Below are 19,675 nucleotides of genomic sequence, written 5' to 3' on the forward strand. Positions count from 1 at the left end.
TTCTAGTTCACTAAAAATTCTGTGAAATATATCTCTTTGATCTTACCATTTGTCAGAATGTGATTCAAATGTGCCTTGATCTCTTCACGTAAATCCAATTGATTCGTGATATTTTTTAACTCATCTTTGGTTTTTCTTGCAATCACAAGATTGATTATATTTTGCATTTGCGCAACCCGTGTTGCCAATTCCTGAGAAAGAGCAGGTTGCCCAGACTCAAAACCCAGAGATAATTTTAACTTCACAAAGTGAGACTCTCCCACGTCGGATGTATTTACCCTAAATTCTTCTTGGAAAGTGTATACCTCTAATGGAGGAGGAGCCTTTACAAGAGAAATGTTCTTTTGTTGTTTAAATACACTAGTCGCAGTTTTTTGAGCAACAAACATTGATATGACGGTAACAATGATAATACCGAAAATCGCTGCTGCCACATACAACAACCATTTGACTATGGGAGACATGCCCGCGGCGGCAGGCGAGCCTTCGGCTAATCCACCTTCTTCTTCATCTACTTCACGGTCACCCATTCTAGTTATCTCCTTCTACATTAGTTTCAGTGTTTGGTAAACGCGAATCAGGTAGACCATAGTTACTCTCACCTGGTTTGCGTTTTGTGGACTTCTCTGTTAAAATGATGATGTCCACTCTACGATTATATGCCTTTGCTTCCGGGGTTCCATCGTTTTCAACCAAACGTGGACGATAGGAACCAAAACTGACTGCCTGGAACCAACTTGGTTCTATTTCTTCGGCATTGATCATAAAGACGGTAGTATTTACTGCTCGTGCTGCAGCAAGATCCCAATTATTGATGTACTCGCGTTCTTCTCGACCTGGACGATTGACAGGGTTTACGGCATCATCATCACTATGCCCTTCTACTCGCACAAATCTTTCCAATCCTTTGATCAAACCTGCAGCTTTGGCAAGAGTCTCTCGTATCGAAGGTGTTAGGATCGCAGAACCAGGATAAAAATAATCTGCTCCCACAAGAGAGATAACTAGACCTCTCTCGTTTTCAGAAATTTTGACTTTCCCAGCTTCAATTTCAGGTTTGAAAACCTCTTGAGCATCCTTTTTTGACTTGGACAAGTTACGTCCTACAACCTGGGAAGGTAAGGATTCGATTTGCATGCCCATTTCTTCCAATGAACCTTTAGAAAGCGTTTGGCCACCGGTGAAAAATCCTGTTGTTGATTTAAATGCAGATAAAATGATCTGCATTTCCCTTGCGTCCGTTTTTCCTGTCGTATAAAGAAGGATGAAGAAACAAAGGAGTAATGTTACCATATCCCCATAGGTCGCCATAAACTCTGGCACCTTTTGTATGCATTCAGGACATTTTTGTTTAGCCATTGTCTCTCTTAGTCTCCATCATCCTTAAGAGCAGCTCTTTCACTTGGAGTTAAGAAACTAGCTAATTTCTCTTTTACGATACGAGGGTTATCTCCAGATTGGATCGAAAGAGTTCCCTCGACCATCACCTGTTTGATTACCAATTCGTCTTCTGATCTTCTTGTCAATTTACGAACAATCGGTGCAGCAAATAAGTTCTGTGCCAAGGAACCATAGAGTGTTGTGATCAAAGCTGTTGCCATACCTTGACCGATCGCACTGGCATCTCCACCACCTAAGTTCTTTAACATCCCCACTAGACCAACCAGTGTTCCTAACATACCGAAGCCAGGCGCAAAACCAGCGTAAGCATCCCACCAAGCCCTACCATAAGCGTGCCTTTGTGCGGTATTGCTAATCTCTGTTTCCATAATATTTCGAACTAGCTCTGGGTCCGTACCGTCGACAACCAATTGGATCCCTTTCTTTAAGAACTCTTCTGGCAATTCATTGATGTCATCTTCTAGTGCTAACAATCCCTCTCGTCTTGCTTTTTCAGAGAAACTCACAAGTGTAGTGATCAAATTGGGTAAATCGAATGTTGGAGTTTGGAATGCCTTTTTGGTGACAGCCCCAACTCCCGTAGTCGATGTCCAAGGGAAGGAAATGATTGTACCTGCCGCTGCACCACCAAACGTAATCATAACGGAAGGAATATCGATAAGGTCTGTCAATGAAAGACCACCAGATACAACCCCAAGCAACATGAGTGCAAGACCCAGCGCTAAACCAATTACCGTTGCTATATCCATTTCAGTTTCCGTCCTTACTCATTTGGATCTTAGGGTTGCTATGAATTCTTGATTTATAAGATAAAACTAAATCCATTACAGTTGAAACAGTCTCTTGAACAATGTATTTCTTATCATTGGTCAAAGTGATGACTGTATCGGGATTTGCTTCGATCGTTTCGATCAAATCCGCGTTGAGAACGAATTCTGCACCTTTGAGTCGATGTAGGATGACCAAGAGATCCCCCTATGAGATTTCTACTTATGTCTATCGACTGTCTTTCGAATTTCGTTGATGAATTTTTCTTCGGTAAATCTGTCTACTGACCTCTGGAAATCTCGCCGGCGTAAGTTTATTTTATCCAATTCTCGGATGGCCTCATTGATTGCCTCTGGGCTCTGTTCTTGGAAAAATACCCCTGTTTTTCCCTCCAAAACCGTTTCTAAGGCACCGCCTTTTCCATAGGCAACGACAGGAGTACCGTAGGCCTGGGCCTCAACTGGGGTGATGCCGAAGTCCTCCATACCTGGAAATAGAAAGGCACGCGCGTGTTTGTAATGGAAAATCACCTCTGTGCGGCTTAAGCCCTTTTTCCATTCCACATTCGGAGGGAGCATTTTAGCTATTTTCTTCTCGTCTTGGCCCCCTCCAATCAGAATCAATTTCTTGCCATTCTTCCGGAAAGCTTCTATCGCTAGATCAATCCGTTTATAAGGAGCAAAAGCAGAAACCATCAAATAATAATCTTGTTTAGAGTGGTCTTGCACGCGAAAGCCTTCGGGTAAGCAAGGAGGGTGGATAACTTGGTACTCACGTCGGTAGTACTTTTGGATGCGTTTGCCAACAAAATCCGAATTGCAGGTAAAGAAATCAACTCGCTGAGAAGAGGCAACATCCCAAGTTCTCAAATAATTGCTGATAGTTTGTAAAAGAAAGAACTTCAATCCAGATCTTGCTGGAAAGTATTCATAATACATATCCCAAACATAGCGCATTGGCGAGTGGATATAGCTAATATGCAGACTTGTTGGATGTGGTATGACTCCCTTTGCTACACAATGGGATGAACTCAAAACTAAATCATAACCCTTTAAATCCAATGATTCGATAGCTGTTGGAAACAAAGGAAGGTAATAACGATAGTAACGTTCTTTCCCTGGAAGAGAGTTTGTGAAGGCAGTGGTGATCTTTCTTTCTTCGATACGAGCATTCAGTTTGCCAGGGTTATAAAATAATGTAAAGAGGTCAGCCTCGGGGTATGCTTTCAAAAGCGCATCGAGGACAACTTCTCCTCCCCTCATACCAGTCAGCCAGTCATGAATGATTGCAACTTTCAAATCATATCTCCTAATTTTGCGGACCGATCCTTCTCCCTAGAAGTGTCGTCCGTCCATAAAATGAGAGTGTGACAAAGAATGGAATTGGCATCGAGGTTTCCAAATTTCTAGCAGATTCCATATATCGTCTGCCCTCAATGCCAATTTTCTCTGCATCAGTCACTGTTTCATTTAAACTTAGGTACATTTCGTCCGATCCGATGATCCGCGGGATTGTACCTTTTTTTCCATTTAATTTGTCACTGATCTCTCTCGTATTTTGTGTTATGGATCGGATATCTTCTCGATTCTCTTCAATTGTTTGTGATGCCGCCTTAAAGAAATCATCAAAATACCTTGCTGACGGAAAATAATCTGGGACCTTTTCTCCTTCTCGGAAAGTTGGATTGAAATATGGTGTCTTTCCTTCTGAAGAACCAGGATTTATATTGATGACTCTGTTTGAGAAAACAGTTATCGTCTGAAAATCCACTTTATAATTGTCCCATAACGTGATGGGTTCTTTCATTGCGATCAATAGTTCAATCGCATCGGTCTCATTAGGTGACAAATGCCTTCGGTCTGAAATTTCGATCACTGGTTTTACCGAGATATGTGCTATGTAGCCTTTGGGAACGCCCAAGACTCGAACCTCTGTTCCCTCTTTTAGTCCATCGATTCTTGAATAGTAGAGAGATAGCCGATAGGGGTAATCCTTGGACTTGGAGTCTTGCCTGATTACCGTCATAAAAAACGAAAAAAGGAGTGTTCCAATAAAGCAAAGACCCATTGCAATTTCTAAATTTTTAGGTTTTTTCATCGGAAAAACTCTCTTTATCCATCTCTCCCAAAGAAAAGCTTGGCAAGTAGTTTTTACCGCAGACTATGGGAGGTCATGAAAGCTGTAACGATCGTAAAATACGACGAAACCTCCCCTATCCTTGAGCTGAGAGAAAAGGAAATGCCGGAACCGAAGGACAACGAAGTTTTGATTAAAATCCATGCATCGCCAATCAATCCTTCAGACCTAATGTTCATTAGGGGACTTTATGGTATCAAAAAAAAGGCCCCCGTTGCGGCAGGATTTGAAGCGAGTGGAACGGTTGTTTCCGTAGGAAAAGAGATTCGGTTCTTAAAACCAAATATGTTGGTTTCCTGCGTATCGGGCCACAATGACGGTTCTTGGTCCGAATACATGCTCACCACAGAAGAAAATTGCCTACCTTTGGTAGAGGGAATTACTTTGGATGAAGCATGTTGTTTTTTTGTAAACCCTATGACTGCATGGGCGATGGTTACCAAGGCACTCGAGGAAAAACACCCCGCCATGATACAAACGGCAGCAGCGAGTGCTTTAGGAAAGATGGTCGTACGATTGTGTGCGGAAAAACAATTACCATTGATTAACATTGTCCGCAAAAAAGAGCAGGAAGACAGCTTGCGAGCCTTAGGTGCGGAGTATGTCATCAATTCAGAAACCCCTCAATTCGAGAAAGAACTCTATAAAACAGCAAAAAAATTAAATGCTACTTATGCAATTGATGCCGTTGCTGGCACAACGGCTCAAAAGGTAATTGAATGTATTCCCTATGGCGGAAAATTAATTTGTTATGGTGCCCTATCTGAGCAAAATATACCGATTAACGCTGGTATGATTTTATTCCAAAATAAAAAAATTGAAGGTTATTGGCTAACAAGTTGGATCTATTCTATAGGCCTGGAAGAATTCCAAAAACAAGCAAAAGAAGCCCAAAAATATCTAAAAACAATTTTCCAAACCAAGATCAACAAACGATATCCGCTAGAAGAGTTCCAAGAAGGATTAGAATATTACAAAGCACACATGACTGAAGGTAAGGTGGTCTTTGCTCCCAAATAAATACTCATTCTTTTTAAAAACTCTATGTTTGCTGTTGGTTGGGAGTCTATTAGCCTCATGCTTTTGGACTCACAAAAAAAATTTAGAGAATCTAAAGAGATGTAAGTTCATCATCAAACAGATCTTTTTAAAAACAGAGCAAGGTGGTGGCTTGATTCCAAAGATCACCTTGATTCCTATTGTATCCATAGAAAATCCGAATGAAGAAGACGTAGAAATCTACAAATTCCAACTGAAAAGTTCATTGCTTACGAAAAAAGAAGGCGAGATCAGTTTAGGTAACATCATCAATGAGGAAAACCGAATCGTTCCAAAGTTTTCTAATCTTGAGATTCCTCTTATTATTCGTTCAGAAAACAATAATGGATTCGAAGCGGACCTCATGTCTGTTGTTTTTGCACTTATGAGTGCTAGTCTAAGAGGAGAAAAAGCTGAGGTTAAGATCCAAGGAACTATTTCTATACATTCGCCAATAGGAAGCATAGAATATCCCATATCCGAAACTCAGACAATTGATCTTTTAAAGAAATGAAGCCTTCTTTTTATATTTGTCTACTTTGCTTTCTTTGCTTTTGCACTCAAAATAAAGATGAGATTTTTTACCAACCGGCTGAGGCAAATGCAAAGATAGTGCAGGCATACGCTCTCAAAGATTTAAGTTGTGGAAAGAGCCATATTCTTAAAACAGTTTTCCTTGGTAGGGTCAAAATTTCAGATTTGAATCGTTGCATTAAAGCCATTGAAATTACCAGTTGCACAGCATGGCAGGCTGACAATCCGACTCCTGACAGTTGCAAAAGAATCAATTATATTTTGAACTAATGTTGAGATATTTATTCACATTATCGCCAACGGAGATTTTTTTATTCAGCTTATTAGGTTTTTTTGGGCTTCTACTGTTGTATGTTAGTCGATTGAAATCAAAACCAAAAGGAAAGCCAAAGGAAACTGAATCTAAAGAAATAGGCAATGGAAATACTTCCTCCAAAAAATCACCAAATTTACAAGTCATGGAAGTATTTGATTACAATGGAACCAAAATCCTTCACCAAGATGGCAGTTACACGGTAAATGACAAAGGTGTCATCACCAACCATTCAAGTTGGGACTTACTTCCTCCTATCTACCAGAAAATGATTAAAGAATTGGACAACCGTTCTTTGGGCGAAAAGGGCAACGATTATTTTTTAGAGATGATCAATGGTTTTTACTATGTGTCTCTTCCGGGAGGCAAAAAGAAACGTTACAGTAGCATGAATGAGATCCCAGCCCATATCCGCAAACGAATCGGGCTGTGATGCAAACATTACCTAAGTTAAGGCAACGGATTTTGTGGTATTCTTTTTGGGAAGATTTGGTTTGATTGCCTCCATTCCCATTTTCTTTGCCAAGTCTCTGCGTCGGCCTTCTTCGAGAACTTTGACTGGTGGTTTTTTCAAATCCCATACAATGCCAAACCAAGAAAGAACACGCAAGATATAGTAAGTGATGTCTACCTCGTACCAGTAAAAACCTTGGTTGACCGACGAACAATAGTAATGGTGGTTGTTATGCCAACCTTCACCCAGAGTTAAAATTGCTAAGAAAAAATTATTTTTGCTGGTATCTCGTGAATCATATCTCACCGACCCATACACATGCGAAAGTGAGTTGATCGTCCAAGTCGCGTGGCCCAACAGAAAGGTTGCCACTGCATAGCCGTAGACCAGCCATGCCCAACCGCCTACTGCATAGAGAAAGATGGAATAGCTAAGGGGGGCTACCCAATGGTTTCTATCCAACCAGCGTAACTCTGGGTATTTATAAAAATCAGGAATCAATTTTGCTTCATAATCATTGTACTCGTTTCGTAAAAACCAAAGCATATGAGAATACCAAAAGCCTTTCTTTGAAGGTGAGTGTATGTCTTTGTCTGTATCCGAGTATTTATGGTGGTTTCTATGATGAGCCGCCCACCAGAGGACTCCTTTCTGCATCGCCATCGATCCAATCCATGCAAGTACGAACTGGAAGACCCGAGAAGTTTTGAAGGAAGAATGAGAGAAATAACGATGGTAAGCGCCAGTAATTCCAAACATACGAACGAAATATGATACAAAAGCAACCCAAAAGAGTTCCCAAGTAAAAGGAACTGTCAATACGGTCAGAACAGTTGCCTGGATCAAAAAAAACAAGATGAGAAAGAGCTTGGGAGCTTTGTGTTTCACAATAGGCTCAATAGTAGCTGTAGAAGGTTCCATAAAATATCCTATGACGAATAAGAGTCAAAGAATCAGAAGCGGTTGCAAAAAAATTCATTCTACTTGATTCCAATCGCAATTAGGGCAAGCTGACCCTACAAACCATGTCTGGAAGAATAGTTGTACAAAAATACGGTGGAACCTCCGTAGGAGATACCACCAAAATTAAAAATGTTGCCAATCGGATCAAAAAGTACCATGAGCAAGGCAATAAGGTTGCCGTTGTTGTCTCGGCAATGGGACATACTACCGATGAACTGGTAGACTTGGCGGAGCAAATTTCCACAAATCCGCCCAAACGCGAAATGGACATGCTGCTGTCCACTGGGGAACAGGTTTCCATCGCTCTCCTTGCGATTGCTCTCAATGAAATCGGTGTTCCTGCCCAATCCTTTACAGGTTCTCAGGTAAAGATTCTGACCGATGGAAATTTTTCAAATGCAAAGATAGAAATGATTGATCGGACACGCATTGATGAAGCCTTTAACAAGGGAAAGGTGGTGATTGTAGCAGGTTTCCAAGGGATAGACAAAGATGAAAATATTGTAACCTTGGGACGCGGGGGAAGTGACACTTCAGCTGTGGCTCTAGCGGCTGCCTTAGGGGCAGATGAATGTGAAATTTACACGGATGTCGATGGAGTATATACAGCAGACCCTAGAAAAATCCCAAGTGCAAAGATGCACAAACAAATTACATATGAAGAAATGTTAGAACTAGCGTCACTTGGTGCTGGTGTATTGCATTCTAGAAGTGTTGAATTAGGGATGAATTACAACGTTGTAATTCATGTTCGTTCCAGCTTTCACGAAAAGCCAGGAACACTTGTTATGAGTGAGGAAAAAATAATGGAAAAGATGAAGGTTAGTGGTGTCACTTCGAAAGGTGACCAAGTACGGATTACAATTGCGGATGTGAAAGATAAACCTGGCATTGCAGCTGATCTATTTACGCAATTAGCTAATAAAGATGTGATTGTTGATGTAATTGTTCAATCTTCTCCAAGAGATGGTATCAATACCATTTCGTTCACGATTGCCAAAAAAGATACTACGGTAGCGAAACCAATCATCGAAGCCTATGCTAAAACAAACGGGAATGGAACTGCCGAAATCGATGAAAATATCGCAATCGTATCTGCAGTTGGCGTTGGGATGAAATCTCACGTTGGCGTAGCAGCAAAAATGTTCCAGGCATTAGCCGACAATAAAATCAATATCGAGATGATTTCAACATCAGAAATCAAAATCTCTTGTGTGATTAGACAAAGTGAATCGGAAGCGGCAGTTAAAGCGCTTCATGCTGCTTTCATCGATTAAACATCCAACCTATGAAGATTCGAGCTATTTCATTCATTTTTTTGTTAGTAGCTTTGAATCTTCCCTTGGTCGGTTATGAAACCTTAAACCAAGTTGTTGCCATTGTTGGAAACATTGCTATTTCCCAATCCGATTTTGAGAAAGGTGCCGAGAAATATAAAATGTTATCTCGCTTCGTGCCGTCCACGAGAAAGAAAGGCTCATTGCATTCTCAAATCTTAGATTTTTTGATTGATAGAGCCGTTGTCGACATTGCTGCAGATGAAGAATCTATACAGGTCAATGAAAAGCGTATCGAGTCAGAAATCCAGAAACGTATGGAAGCCCAAGGAATTACGGACATGGAGTACTTCAAAAAAGCAGTTTCTCAACAGTTTAATATGCCTTATGAACTATGGCTCGAAGAATTACCGTTCCAAATCAAAAAAGCTCAACTTCTCCAAATAAAAATCTCTCCTCCTCTACCTTCCGAACAAGAAGTACAAAATTGGTACAACAAAAATAAAGCGAAGGTAGGCTTTGAGTACAAATTCAGAGAACTCATCTTCTCACCTACAAACACCTCGATCGAGGAAGAAAGTAAAGTTTTCCAGGAGCTAAATGAGATCCGAAGCAAATCGATGGCTGATCCTTCTTTTTTTAAACTGGTAGCATCAGGCCCAAGAAACGAAAGCAGAAACCGTGCGAACGGTGGTCTTGTCAATTGGATCCCCACCTTCGAATTGTACAAAACGCATCCTACGACAGCATCCGTACTTGCACAGGTGCAACAAGGCAAAGTGTCTGAGGTGTTTCGTGATGAGAGAAAACGATACTGTTTGGTGTTTGTTGAAGGAATGAGACCCACACCTTTGGATGCCGTTCGAAAAGGAATCCAAGGATTATTGTTCCGAGACAAGGAACAAGTGCACTTTGAAGAATGGGTAGCCAATACCAGAAAGACCACCTCTATCACAATTTTCGATCCTATTTACATTAAGGAAAACAGTATTTCCAATCCTGAAGAGAAATACTCACAAGAAGCGCCATGAAGAAAACTGATTATTTGCCTTCTTTAACGGCTGTTTATTTAGATCCGAGTTCCTCTAAATTCCTTTATCAAACTCTCACAGAAGATCTTTGGGACATTATGATCAAAAAAATAGATCACTGTTACCCAAATATTAAGATCATTGTTGGTCTTGACAAAGATCTATTTTCCAAGTTCCAATCATCCAATTTCCCATTCTTAAATCGGCTTGAGTTGGAAAATGTAGAGACTGAACTAGAGTTTTTAAGAAAGATTGGCGGAAAATTGCCACCTTCTAAATGGAATGATCCTGATTGGGATGAAGTAAATTTTTTATATTTAAAAGGACTAACACCCCTACTCGATGTAGATTTGATGAAGGAGTCTTTTTCTCGACATAAAAAATTCTTTAGCCAATATTCTTATAGTGAGAATCTTCCGGAAGGAATCATTCCCACTATCATTACTAGAGAGTTTCTCTCGAGTTTGCCTGAGGCAGTTTCTAGTGATGTGCATTCTTTTTTCTTAAAGAATATAAACCAATACGATGTAGATATATTTTTTGTAGCACCTGATCTCCGACAATTTCGACTAGATTTTCGGGTGAATCAGCAGCGGAACTTTCAAATCATACAGTCCCTTCTATCGGTAGATCAAAATCTTTCCTATCGTGATATTCTTCCCAAAATCAAAGAAAATCCGAAGATATTTAGGATTGCTCCTTCGTTTATCGAATGGGAAATATATCGCGGGTGTGAATTGAATTGTACATTTTGTCCAAGGCAATTGATAGAAAAAGACTCTGATAACCAGCACATAAGCGTAAATGAAGCAAAACTAATTGTCTCCAAATTAAACCAAAACATCCACACTTCCTTTAGCATTTGTTTGGGAGGAAATGGTGAACCACTCCTCCACCCTCAACTTTTTGAGATAACGAATGAAATCCTAGAATCAAGTCAACTGAATGAATTGATGATAGAGACTGCTCTGTATAAAAATGTTGAGTCATTATTCCAATGGTTAGGATCTCTTAGCGAAGAGAAAAAGAAAAAGCTGTCCTTTATAGTGAATCTTAGTACCTTAAATAAAGAAGTTTATGCATCTTTATATGGAAAAGATTTATATGACACTGTCCTAGGCAATCTGCTAAAGCTTAAAGATCTTGTTCCTAAAGATTCTTTGTATGTGCAAATGATAAAGATGGTTGAGGTAGGCGATGAAGTAGATTCATACTTTACCTTTTTTGAAAAACAACAAATCAATGTCATCCTTCAGAAATACAATACATTTGCTCATAAACTAAAAGAGCGGCGTGTCAGCGATTTAACTCCTATTCACAGAGAATTTTGTTGGCATTTAAATAGAGATCTCTCCATTGATGTGAGAGGGAATGTAAATCTTTGTAAACAAGAGTGGAAACACCAGCTTGGCAACTTAATCCATGATTCGTTTGGTGAAATTTGGGAACGAGGCGATGCTCATTTTCACAACTCATTGATTGGAAAACATGAATCGATACCGGCACCATGCTTAAACTGTGATGAGTGGTATACGTTCAACGCCTGATCCTTTTGCATTTATCCAAGCAAGACTTAGCTCTTCTCGGTTAAACCAAAAGGTATTGATGAGTATCGATGAGGATTCAAATGAATCTATCATCGCACATCTTTTTTCTAGATTAAGTAAAGTTTTTCCCGCAAACCGAATCTTTTTCCTGATACCAAATGAAGAAAAACTTTTAGCAGATTTTTTGTCAGAAAAGGAGATTCCATTTTTGCAAGGATCTCTTGAAAACGTAAGAGATCGTTTCATTCAAGCGGCCAAAACTGTAAATGCTAAGGATATATTTCGATTCACTGCTGATAACCCTTTCGTTGATCTAACGAGTATTGAATTGATGAAGGAGGCTCTTTTTCACCTACCCACTCGGTTCTATAATCTATCCATGAACTCACTTCCACTTGGTATGGGTTGTGAATGTTTTTCCTTTGAATCACTTAGCTATCAAAACTTAGAATGGAATGAAGAACGCCACCAAGAACATGTTAGTCTACACATAAAAGAAAATTTAGAAGTCAATAAAATCTATCGATTGGTTCCACCACATCTTTCCCTTCATCAACAAGAAATATCCAATGAAATTCGAGTCACAGTTGATGAAATCTTAGATTTGCAATTCATTCGGTCTTTATGGAAACACTTTAAAAATACGCATCCATTTTTTGGAGCAACCGAGGTTCTTCAATTTCACAAAGATCATCCGGAAATAACAAGGGTGAATCGAAATGTACAACAAATACAATTCCATTTGCCTAAAGCCAAACCAAATCAAAAAAGAATCCATATTTCATACGGAGATCCACTTACGTATGGGACAGGTCATTTCGAGCGATGTAAGTCTTTGTCAATTGAGTTGCAGATGAAAGGTTATTTAATCTTTTGCAATTCTTTGGAAGAGAGTGAATTTGATGCTTATATATATGATGCAAGAGAGTGCGATATCCCAAAAAAGCCAGCTTTGGCTATCGATCACTTAGGTAAGTTAGATGCAGATGTGGAAAAGGTTTTCTTTTTACCACACCCTGAACTAAGAGAAATGCCAAACGATACAATATCATTTTATACCTCTCCATTGCTCTATACTTTTCAATCAATGAAGGAACAAAATAATCATATTCTAGTTTATGCTGGTTCATTAGCACAAGATCAATCTCTATTGTTGGACAAGTTTGTTATCGAAAGAGTTTTACCACTCTCAAAAGAAGCAGCCATAATCCGAATAGGAGGAGCCCAACCGAAAGCCTCTGAAATTCTGTACTATCCAAGAATTGAAAAAAGTGTATTTTATGAGTATCTCAATTCAGCCTCTCTTTTTATAACCTATTATGGAATAGGAATGTTAGAATCACTCTTCTTGAAAAAAAGAACCCTTTTATATGGCATTGGCCCTGTGCATGACCGTTTAGGTATTTTTTTCTCTAAACAATATGCAGTCCCTTATCTTGGAAATGTAGAACATTTAAATTTCGAAAGGCAAATGCTAAATGAACGCAATCCAAACATAAAGATTGAAATCACTGCCCAAGAAAAAATAATCAGATGGCTAGCAGGTTTATGAAACAAAGTTTACGACATATACTATCATTCCTTCTCCTAAGCATTCTCTCCTTCCAAACTCAATCGGCACAAGAGACGCTAGCGACAGAGGATATTGCTCTCATCCAAAGAAAAATCGAATTAGAAAAGACAGGGAGAAATATCATCAATGCATTACGCTTTGGTAAATTTGCGCTTGCTGACCAAGAATGGAAACGAATCCAAGCTGAAGAATTTAAAACTGAAGCAGAATACTATTATCTAGCAGGTGCTTTGATGTACTCTCGTTTAGATTGGCAAGATGCTAAAGAATTTCTCCAGAAATCACTATCACTCGAACCTAGTCATGAGGCATCTAGCTTTTTGCTCGGAATGATTTTTGCTCAGGCAGACAATTGGAAACAGGCAAAACAAGTCTGGGTAAAGACGATTGAAATTTCCCCTTACAATCCATTTTATCATTACAATTTAGGATTATCCTATTATATTCTTGCGGAATATGATAAAGCGATTGAATCTTTATCCAAATCCTTAGAGTACAAACCGAACTACCTTGAAGCAAAGATTATTCTTGCAAAAACATATCTCGAATTAGGTGAACTTTTAAATGCAAAAAATGAACTAGAGTCTATTTTAGAAATCGAACCAAAAAACCAAGTCGCTTCGAATCTATATGGTCGTGCAATTTATGAAATGGACCGTGATCCCAAAAAGGCATTATCATATCTTAAGAATGATAAAATTCTAGGCTGGCGGGAAAAGAGAATTTATGCACGCTGCTACTTCGAAATTCGCAAGTGGAGAGAATCAGAAGCCTTGTTTCGAACCATAGCATACTCCCCCTTTGCAGATGAATTTGACCAGAGTTTTTATCTAAACCTTTTATTGAACTTGGGTTTGGAAGAGAAAGCAAATGACTTTTTCCATTTTACAAGAAAACAAGACCGCAACAATTCAAATGTCACGGACACTTATAAAATGTTACTATCTAGTAGAGAAGGGAAAACCCTACTCTACCATTATTTCAAACTGAGATACTAAGTAGCAGATTGGTCTTGTTTTGCTTGTGTATACTTCCACTCTACGGCCACTCGGATTAACTTCTCATTTTCTGAGATACTCAATTTTGTTTTAATCCGGGATCTGAGAGTTTCAATTGTAGACGGTGCAAGACCCATATTGGCTGCGATTTCTTTTACTGGCATTCCCTCGCCTATCATTAGAAAGACTTCCAACTCACGGTTGGAAAGTCGGTCAATTGGATCCTTTTCTTCTTTTTGGGAGTTTTTGTATAGGTGACCTAAAAGCCTTGTTGCTTGCGAAGAGCTCACAAAATAGTCACCTTTCAAAACTGTCTGGATCGCCTCAACTATTTGCGTTGTGGTATCTTCTTTGAATACATAGCCCATAGCTCCCAATTTAAATGCCCGGTCTACAAATGTATCGTCAGTCAACATACTGATGATGATCACAGCAATTTCGGGGAAAGCAGTGCGCAATTTCTTGAGTAGTTGCAATCCACTTTGATTCTGTTTCAATTGGATATCAACCAAGACCAAAGCAGGTTTTAGTTTCTCAATTTCTAAGAATGCATTCTCTATGTTGTCTGAGGACCCGATACAATCTAAGTCTTCCGACTGAGAAATTAAATTTTGCAGAGCATCCACAACTAGTGGGTGGTCGTCTACGATATAAACCTGCTTCTTCATTTAACAATCCATTTACGATTCTTTGAGAGCGTTGATCATCTCTTGAGTTGCTTTCTTTCCATCACCAAATAACATCAAACAGTTGTCTGCGATGAATAATGGATTAGGAACTCCAGCAAAACCAGGACTTAACGACCGTTTAATGACCACTACAGTTTTTGCCTTATCTACATCTAAGATAGGCATTCCCGCAATTGGTGATTTCGGATCGGTCTTTGCCAAAGGATTCGTAACATCATTTGCTCCATTGACGATCACCACGTCAACATTTTCAAATGTACTATTGATTTCATCCATTTCCTTTAATCGGTCATACGGAATGTCTGCTTCTGCTAGAAGGACATTCATATGACCCGGCATACGTCCAGCGACAGGATGGATTGCAAAGCTTACATCAATACCCTTCGCAGTCAATAGTTGATACAAATCCCTAACCGCATGTTGTGCTTGTGCAACGGCCATTCCGTACCCAGGAACTATCACTACAGTTCTTGCAATATCTAGTAACATTGCCACTTCTTCAGGACTTGTTGCTTTGGTTTTTCCTGTATAGAAATCTCCATCTTGTTTGGACTCTTCTGCGATGGCACCAAATCCACCAAATAGAACGTTTGCCAAGCTACGGTTCATAGCTTTACACATGATTTGAGTTAAAATAATTCCAGAAGCACCAACAAGGGAGCCAGAAATGATCAGAACATTGTTATTTAAAACAAAACCAGTAGCAGATGCCGCTATCCCTGAATAGGAGTTGAGAAGTGATATCACAACAGGCATATCAGCTCCACCAATAGGCATTACCAATAAAATTCCTAAAAGCAAACTGATTGCACTTAGTACCCAATAGAGTACTTCATCAGTTGGATTGATGACGTGGAAAACTCCTAGACCAAGAATGATAAGCCCGAATATGATTTTGACAACTTGGTCTCCTGAATAACGAACTGCTTTCTCTGTGATAAAGCCTTGTAATTTACCAAAGGCTATAAAACTTCCACTGAAAGTCACCCCGCCGACGATAGCAGAGAAGACAATGGAGATGATCTCTTGGTAATTTACGACATAGGTATAAGTAGGTATCGAAAGTTCTAAAGCGGCACCAGCAACCATGACCGAGGCGATCCCACCAAATCCATTTAGGATAGCTACAAGTTGTGGCATTGCGGTCATTTGGATTTTGATGGCTAAGACAACACCAATTGCAGAACCAATCAAGATCCCGAGAATGATCCAATCATAGCTTAGGATTTTTTGGTCCAGAAGGGTTACGAGTACGGCAATCAACATCCCGATAGCTCCCAATAAGTTTCCTCTGGTTGCCGTTTTTGGGGTGCCTAACTGTTTTAATCCAACGATGAAGAGAACAGAGGCCAAAAGATAAGAAAGATTTAAGAAGTGGCTGAGTTGCATGTTTGCTTTTAGTCCTTTTTCTTAAACATTCCAAGCATACGGTGCGTCACCAAAAATCCGCCCACAACGTTTATGGTTGCAAAGATCACGGACAAAAATCCTAAGATTTTTGTGAGGTTACTTTCTTGGATCCCGGCTGCATACAGAGCACCGATCAGAGTGATGCCAGAGATTGCGTTGGAACCCGACATAAGTGGTGTGTGAAGGATGGGAGGAATTTTAGTGATGATTTCAAATCCGACGAAGATTGCTAAAACGAAGATCGTGACTGCAGTTACAAATATTTCCATAGGCTTGAAGTAGTTATGGAATCTTTCGTCTTTTTGGAAAACAATTTTTCCTTGGGTTTACTTCTTTAAATAGTCCGCAATATCTCGGGCATTGCTTTCTAAACTCCCTCGGACCCTATTTTCTCGAAGCTTTTTCGCAAAATCTGGCAATGTCTCTTCAAATTCTTCATTTGAATACGAGGTAAACTCCTTTTCCATCAGCACTTCATTGGAGGGAGTACTCACCTTCATCTCAATTGTTGTAATCATAAAAAATGATTTCAACAGATAGATAATGATGATTTCTTCAATTACTTCCCAGATAAAAACCGCAAGTCCTACCTCTGGCTCTCCCGTCGCCTCGCCTATGATAAATCCAAAAACCAAACCCACCGAAAGCCCTTGGATGAATATTTTAGGTCTTACCTCCCCCATATCTAAGATAGTTGTTTCCAATACCAAATCTGCTTTTTCTCTTTCGTTTACAAGGTGCACCCCGTTCGCCAGGAGATATCGCCTTAGCCTAACATCAAACCAGTTTGCATGGTTATCCATTATCTTTTGGATCAATTTTGTTTTTGCTTCGCCTTCTGCGATCTGCGAGCTAATGGAACGAAGAAAGTATATATCGATTCCAACTTTTGTCTTTTCTAAATAGAACTTGGGTTTTGATGGTTTTGAAGCAACGTAAGTATTGTATTTCTGGCTACAATGTACAAGGAGTGATATAATGAGAATCGAGGATAAAAATCGCAATGATTTGTCTTATGCAGTAGGGTCTAAGATACCTGCTTCCTCGAAACCTTTTTTTCGAAGCAAACAGGAATCACATTTTCCACACGGCTTTCCTTTCACAGGATCATAGCAAGAGTGAGTTAACTCGAAAGGCACATGGTAACGATTTGCGAGTAAAACGATCTCCTTCTTGTTCAGTTTGAGCAAGGGAGTTTTGATCTGTATTTTTTTTCTTCCACTAACGCCCGTTTTTGTTCCTAAGTCTGCTACAGTCTGAAACGCTTGGATGAACTCGGGTCTACAGTCAGGATATCCGGAATAATCGAGTGCATTTACACCAATATAAATGGAATCATATCCGTGGCCTTCCGCTAAGGATAAAGCAAAAGACAAAAACAAAGTATTTCTCCCAGGGACATATGTATTTGGAATCTCCTTGTCCTTTTGCAATTGGTTCAACTGAACATTTTTTCTAACTTTCAAACGTTCTTCTGTCAGAGAACTTCCTAAAAAAAACTCTGGATCCAATTTTTGGACCAGATGCTTTACTCCTAATTTTTCAGCGATCAATTTACTTTTCGCTATTTCGATTTTATGTTTTTGTGAGTAGAGAAAGGAAAGTGCTAATATGGGAAGCTTTTTCTGTTTCGGATAACCGAAGTCATGTGCAGCTAGATAAAGACAAGTTGTTGAATCCAATCCTCCTGATAAAAGTACAACCGCGCCATTTGTATCTTTCATGGCTGTTTGGGACCGTAATAGACACATGAGCTAGTACATGTTTCAAAAACAGTTATCTTGTAAAGTAATGGGAGTTCAGGTTTTAAGCGATTCCAAAGCCATACAGCCAATTTTTCACTCGTTGGGTTTTCTAAACCCTTCACCTCGTTTAACACATAATGATCTAAATCTTTTTCGATGATAGGTTTTACAACAGATTTGAGATCAGCAAAATCCATCAACCAACCAGTATGTGAATCGATTTGGCCTTTCAAACACACAGAAAATCGGAAACTGTGGCCATGCATCCTTCTACATTTATGGCCTTCTGGAACATTCGGCAAATAATGGGCCGCTTCAAAACCAAATGTCTTTTCGAGCTCGATCTCTTCCATCATCACTCTTCCGTAGAGTATTCTGTGAAAAGAGACTTTTGGTTTCCTACGTGGTTTTGAAATTCGACTGGGTAATTGGATGTAAAACAAGCATCACAGAATCCACCGCCTTTATGACCAGCAACGGCATCATGCATCCCATCCAAAGTAAGGTATGCAAGCGTATCTACACGTAGGTATTTACGGATCTCCTCAATAGAATGAGTAGCTGCAATCAATTCTTTATGGGTCGGAATATCAATGCCGTAATAACAAGGAGAAACAGTTGGTGGAGCAGAAACTCGAAAATGAATCTCTTTTGCGCCAGCCATACGGATCATTTTAATAATTTTTCGGCTTGTGGTTCCACGCATCACGGAATCATCGATAACGACGACGCGCTTTCCATCAACGACCTCTTTTACCACATTGTATTTGATTTTTGCGCCGAAGTCCCGAATCTTTTGGTCCGGCTCAATAAAGGTCCTACCGATGTAATGGGAACGAATCAAACCACTCTGGTAAGGAATCCCAGATTCTTCCGAATATCCTAAAGCTGCGATGTTAGCAGAATCTGGAACAGGTATAATCACATCTGCCTCGACTGGCATAACACGCGCTAACTGCCTACCGAGAGATTTTCTGACCTTATAGACAGACTCTTCAAAAATGTAAGAGTCTGGTCTTGCGAAGTATATGTATTCAAAAATACAAAGACTTGGTTTTGCTTTTGGAAATGGATAGAGTGATCGCATACCTGTATGGTCTATGACAATCATTTCACCCGGTTCTACATCGCGCACATATTCGGTTTCGGTGATATCAAAAGCACAAGTTTCGGAAGCGAACACAATCGCACCATCTGATCGTTTTCCCATCACTAAAGGGCGAAAGCCATTTGGGTCACGAACCGCAACCAAATAGCGAGGGGTTAATACCAAAAGTGAGTAGGCTCCTCTAACCTGTGATAAAGATTCACAGAGCGCCTCTAAGAGGTCTGTCTTGTGGCTTTTTGCCATTAAATGTACGATGACTTCTGAATCGATAGTGGTTTGGAAAATGGAGCCATCTCTTTCCAATCGATTTCGGATGTCCCAAGAATTGACTAAGTTTCCATTGTGCGCAAGGGCGATTGGACCTAGGTGAGATTCGACTCTCACAGGTTGCGCATTCCGGAGAAAACTAGCACCTGTTGTGGAATAACGATTGTGTCCTATGGCTGCCTCGCCGATGAGTTCTCTTATTTTAGGTTGGGTAAATATATTGGCAACCAGACCCATGTTCGCATATCGGTAGAGGTGCGCTCCATCGGTGGAAACAATCCCACTGGATTCCTGACCACGGTGTTGCATGGAGTACAATCCGAGATACGTGAAATTAGCCGCTTCCTTGCTATTGTAGATGCCGAAAATGGCACATTCTTCTTTTGGTTTGTCAGATTGAAGAATCATTGTTAGAATGACAAT

General features: G+C 39.8%; 23 protein-coding genes. 9 read left to right on the top strand and 14 right to left on the bottom strand.

From position 1 onward, the window contains the following. Positions 1 to 2 precede the first annotated feature (2 nt). The 6 genes from DI060_RS13615 to DI060_RS13640 are packed head-to-tail and all read right to left on the bottom strand — an operon-like array spanning position 3 to position 4,266. Positions 3 to 530, bottom strand: a complete 528-nt coding sequence (locus DI060_RS13615; RefSeq protein ID WP_108977516.1) for a flagellar basal body-associated FliL family protein — start codon at positions 528 to 530, stop codon at positions 3 to 5. A gap of 1 nt (position 531) precedes the next feature. Then, entirely contained in the window at positions 532 to 1,359 is an 828-nt protein-coding gene (gene motB, locus DI060_RS13620; RefSeq protein ID WP_108977517.1) for a flagellar motor protein MotB, read from the bottom strand. A gap of 8 nt (positions 1,360 to 1,367) precedes the next feature. Further along, complete coding sequence (locus DI060_RS13625) at positions 1,368 to 2,150, bottom strand: motility protein A (RefSeq protein ID WP_108977518.1); 783 nt, start codon at positions 2,148 to 2,150, stop codon at positions 1,368 to 1,370. Between the two features lies 1 nt (position 2,151). Further along, the gene (locus DI060_RS13630; protein WP_108977519.1) at positions 2,152 to 2,367 is read right to left on the bottom strand and encodes a flagellar FlbD family protein; all 216 of its coding nucleotides are present in this window, start codon (positions 2,365 to 2,367) and stop codon (positions 2,152 to 2,154) included. A gap of 20 nt (positions 2,368 to 2,387) precedes the next feature. Next, positions 2,388 to 3,467 carry a glycosyltransferase gene (locus tag DI060_RS13635; protein WP_167837008.1) on the bottom strand — a complete coding sequence of 360 codons (1,080 nt, stop codon included), beginning with the start codon at positions 3,465 to 3,467 and terminating at the stop codon, positions 2,388 to 2,390. Between the two features lie 10 nt (positions 3,468 to 3,477). Beyond that, positions 3,478 to 4,266 (bottom strand): MlaD family protein, encoded by a 789-nt coding sequence (locus tag DI060_RS13640; RefSeq protein ID WP_108977520.1) that lies wholly within the window; start codon positions 4,264 to 4,266, stop codon positions 3,478 to 3,480. A gap of 75 nt (positions 4,267 to 4,341) precedes the next feature. Here DI060_RS13640 and DI060_RS13645 point away from each other — a divergent pair, with 75 nt between their 5' ends. From DI060_RS13645 to DI060_RS13660, 4 genes are read left to right on the top strand one after another with little or no spacing between them, the layout of a single operon-like run. Further along, entirely contained in the window at positions 4,342 to 5,325 is a 984-nt protein-coding gene (locus DI060_RS13645; protein ID WP_108977521.1) for a zinc-binding dehydrogenase, read from the top strand. Then, complete coding sequence (locus DI060_RS13650) at positions 5,312 to 5,857, top strand: hypothetical protein (protein WP_108977522.1); 546 nt, start codon at positions 5,312 to 5,314, stop codon at positions 5,855 to 5,857. Before DI060_RS13645 ends, DI060_RS13650 begins: the two co-directional genes overlap by 14 nt. Then, positions 5,854 to 6,147, top strand: a complete 294-nt coding sequence (locus DI060_RS13655; protein WP_108977523.1) for an LIC13255 family lipoprotein — start codon at positions 5,854 to 5,856, stop codon at positions 6,145 to 6,147. The genes DI060_RS13650 and DI060_RS13655 overlap by 4 nt, the downstream gene beginning before the upstream one ends. Then, on the top strand, positions 6,147 to 6,623 hold the full coding sequence (locus DI060_RS13660; RefSeq protein WP_108977524.1) for a hypothetical protein: 477 nt from the start codon (positions 6,147 to 6,149) through the stop codon (positions 6,621 to 6,623). Before DI060_RS13655 ends, DI060_RS13660 begins: the two co-directional genes overlap by 1 nt. Before the next feature lie 12 nt (positions 6,624 to 6,635). Here DI060_RS13660 and DI060_RS13665 read toward each other — a convergent pair whose 3' ends face one another. Next, positions 6,636 to 7,565, bottom strand: a complete 930-nt coding sequence (locus tag DI060_RS13665) for an acyl-CoA desaturase (protein ID WP_108977525.1) — start codon at positions 7,563 to 7,565, stop codon at positions 6,636 to 6,638. A 104-nt stretch (positions 7,566 to 7,669) separates the two neighbouring features. Between DI060_RS13665 and DI060_RS13670 the strand changes: the two genes are divergently transcribed. From DI060_RS13670 to DI060_RS13690, 5 genes are read left to right on the top strand one after another with little or no spacing between them, the layout of a single operon-like run. Continuing rightward, entirely contained in the window at positions 7,670 to 8,884 is a 1,215-nt protein-coding gene (locus DI060_RS13670; RefSeq protein ID WP_108977526.1) for an aspartate kinase, read from the top strand. An 11-nt stretch (positions 8,885 to 8,895) separates the two neighbouring features. Further along, a complete protein-coding gene (locus DI060_RS13675; protein WP_108977527.1) occupies positions 8,896 to 9,915 on the top strand; it encodes a putative peptidyl-prolyl cis-trans isomerase in 1,020 nt (339 codons plus the stop codon). Continuing rightward, the gene (locus DI060_RS13680; protein ID WP_108977528.1) at positions 9,912 to 11,462 is read left to right on the top strand and encodes a spiro-SPASM protein; all 1,551 of its coding nucleotides are present in this window, start codon (positions 9,912 to 9,914) and stop codon (positions 11,460 to 11,462) included. Before DI060_RS13675 ends, DI060_RS13680 begins: the two co-directional genes overlap by 4 nt. After that, positions 11,437 to 13,014 carry a cytidylyltransferase domain-containing protein gene (locus DI060_RS13685; protein WP_135355056.1) on the top strand — a complete coding sequence of 526 codons (1,578 nt, stop codon included), beginning with the start codon at positions 11,437 to 11,439 and terminating at the stop codon, positions 13,012 to 13,014. The genes DI060_RS13680 and DI060_RS13685 overlap by 26 nt, the downstream gene beginning before the upstream one ends. Then, a complete protein-coding gene (locus tag DI060_RS13690) occupies positions 13,011 to 14,033 on the top strand; it encodes a tetratricopeptide repeat protein (protein ID WP_108977530.1) in 1,023 nt (340 codons plus the stop codon). The genes DI060_RS13685 and DI060_RS13690 overlap by 4 nt, the downstream gene beginning before the upstream one ends. Here the strand turns inward: DI060_RS13690 and DI060_RS13695 are convergent. The 7 genes from DI060_RS13695 to purF are packed head-to-tail and all read right to left on the bottom strand — an operon-like array spanning position 14,030 to position 19,660. Further along, entirely contained in the window at positions 14,030 to 14,701 is a 672-nt protein-coding gene (locus DI060_RS13695; RefSeq protein WP_108977531.1) for a response regulator transcription factor, read from the bottom strand. The two genes, DI060_RS13690 and DI060_RS13695, sit on opposite strands and share 4 nt — an antisense overlap. A 12-nt stretch (positions 14,702 to 14,713) precedes the next feature. Further along, positions 14,714 to 16,111, bottom strand: coding sequence for an NAD(P)(+) transhydrogenase (Re/Si-specific) subunit beta (locus DI060_RS13700; protein ID WP_108977532.1), 1,398 nt, complete (start codon positions 16,109 to 16,111; stop codon positions 14,714 to 14,716). An 8-nt stretch (positions 16,112 to 16,119) separates the two neighbouring features. Then, positions 16,120 to 16,401: an NAD(P) transhydrogenase subunit alpha part 2 gene (locus tag DI060_RS13705; protein ID WP_108977533.1), complete on the bottom strand. Its 282-nt coding sequence runs from the start codon at positions 16,399 to 16,401 to the stop codon at positions 16,120 to 16,122. 57 nt (positions 16,402 to 16,458) lie between these two features. Beyond that, positions 16,459 to 17,136, bottom strand: coding sequence for a hypothetical protein (locus tag DI060_RS13710; RefSeq protein ID WP_108977534.1), 678 nt, complete (start codon positions 17,134 to 17,136; stop codon positions 16,459 to 16,461). Between the two features lie 9 nt (positions 17,137 to 17,145). After that, positions 17,146 to 17,856: a 7-cyano-7-deazaguanine synthase QueC gene (gene queC / locus DI060_RS13715; RefSeq protein ID WP_244594410.1), complete on the bottom strand. Its 711-nt coding sequence runs from the start codon at positions 17,854 to 17,856 to the stop codon at positions 17,146 to 17,148. Further along, entirely contained in the window at positions 17,853 to 18,230 is a 378-nt protein-coding gene (gene queD / locus DI060_RS13720; RefSeq protein ID WP_108978132.1) for a 6-carboxytetrahydropterin synthase QueD, read from the bottom strand. Before queD ends, queC begins: the two co-directional genes overlap by 4 nt. A 2-nt stretch (positions 18,231 to 18,232) precedes the next feature. Then, entirely contained in the window at positions 18,233 to 19,660 is a 1,428-nt protein-coding gene (purF, locus tag DI060_RS13725) for an amidophosphoribosyltransferase (protein WP_108977536.1), read from the bottom strand. Positions 19,661 to 19,675 lie beyond the last annotated feature (15 nt).

The organism is Leptospira ryugenii (assembly GCF_003114855.1).
In the GTDB taxonomy this organism is placed as follows: Bacteria; Spirochaetota; Leptospiria; order Leptospirales; family Leptospiraceae; genus Leptospira_A; species Leptospira_A ryugenii.

What these genes read in the sequence shown, in the direction of transcription:
- DI060_RS13680 (WP_108977528.1), top strand. Translation starts at nt 9,912, where the DNA reads ATGAAGAAAACTGATTATTTGCCTTCTTTAACGGCTGTTTATTTAGAT.
- DI060_RS13700 (WP_108977532.1), bottom strand. Translation starts at nt 16,111, where the DNA reads ATGCAACTCAGCCACTTCTTAAATCTTTCTTATCTTTTGGCCTCTGTT.
- DI060_RS13625 (WP_108977518.1), bottom strand. Translation starts at nt 2,150, where the DNA reads ATGGATATAGCAACGGTAATTGGTTTAGCGCTGGGTCTTGCACTCATG.
- DI060_RS13665 (WP_108977525.1), bottom strand. Translation starts at nt 7,565, where the DNA reads ATGGAACCTTCTACAGCTACTATTGAGCCTATTGTGAAACACAAAGCT.
- DI060_RS13690 (WP_108977530.1), top strand. Translation starts at nt 13,011, where the DNA reads ATGAAACAAAGTTTACGACATATACTATCATTCCTTCTCCTAAGCATT.
- DI060_RS13670 (WP_108977526.1), top strand. Translation starts at nt 7,670, where the DNA reads ATGTCTGGAAGAATAGTTGTACAAAAATACGGTGGAACCTCCGTAGGA.
- motB (WP_108977517.1), bottom strand. Translation starts at nt 1,359, where the DNA reads ATGGCTAAACAAAAATGTCCTGAATGCATACAAAAGGTGCCAGAGTTT.
- DI060_RS13655 (WP_108977523.1), top strand. Translation starts at nt 5,854, where the DNA reads ATGAAGCCTTCTTTTTATATTTGTCTACTTTGCTTTCTTTGCTTTTGC.
- queC (WP_244594410.1), bottom strand. Translation starts at nt 17,856, where the DNA reads ATGAAAGATACAAATGGCGCGGTTGTACTTTTATCAGGAGGATTGGAT.
- DI060_RS13675 (WP_108977527.1), top strand. Translation starts at nt 8,896, where the DNA reads ATGAAGATTCGAGCTATTTCATTCATTTTTTTGTTAGTAGCTTTGAAT.
- DI060_RS13705 (WP_108977533.1), bottom strand. Translation starts at nt 16,401, where the DNA reads ATGGAAATATTTGTAACTGCAGTCACGATCTTCGTTTTAGCAATCTTC.
- DI060_RS13695 (WP_108977531.1), bottom strand. Translation starts at nt 14,701, where the DNA reads ATGAAGAAGCAGGTTTATATCGTAGACGACCACCCACTAGTTGTGGAT.
- DI060_RS13645 (WP_108977521.1), top strand. Translation starts at nt 4,342, where the DNA reads ATGAAAGCTGTAACGATCGTAAAATACGACGAAACCTCCCCTATCCTT.
- queD (WP_108978132.1), bottom strand. Translation starts at nt 18,230, where the DNA reads ATGGAAGAGATCGAGCTCGAAAAGACATTTGGTTTTGAAGCGGCCCAT.
- DI060_RS13660 (WP_108977524.1), top strand. Translation starts at nt 6,147, where the DNA reads ATGTTGAGATATTTATTCACATTATCGCCAACGGAGATTTTTTTATTC.
- DI060_RS13615 (WP_108977516.1), bottom strand. Translation starts at nt 530, where the DNA reads ATGGGTGACCGTGAAGTAGATGAAGAAGAAGGTGGATTAGCCGAAGGC.
- DI060_RS13685 (WP_135355056.1), top strand. Translation starts at nt 11,437, where the DNA reads ATGAGTGGTATACGTTCAACGCCTGATCCTTTTGCATTTATCCAAGCA.
- purF (WP_108977536.1), bottom strand. Translation starts at nt 19,660, where the DNA reads ATGATTCTTCAATCTGACAAACCAAAAGAAGAATGTGCCATTTTCGGC.
- DI060_RS13640 (WP_108977520.1), bottom strand. Translation starts at nt 4,266, where the DNA reads ATGAAAAAACCTAAAAATTTAGAAATTGCAATGGGTCTTTGCTTTATT.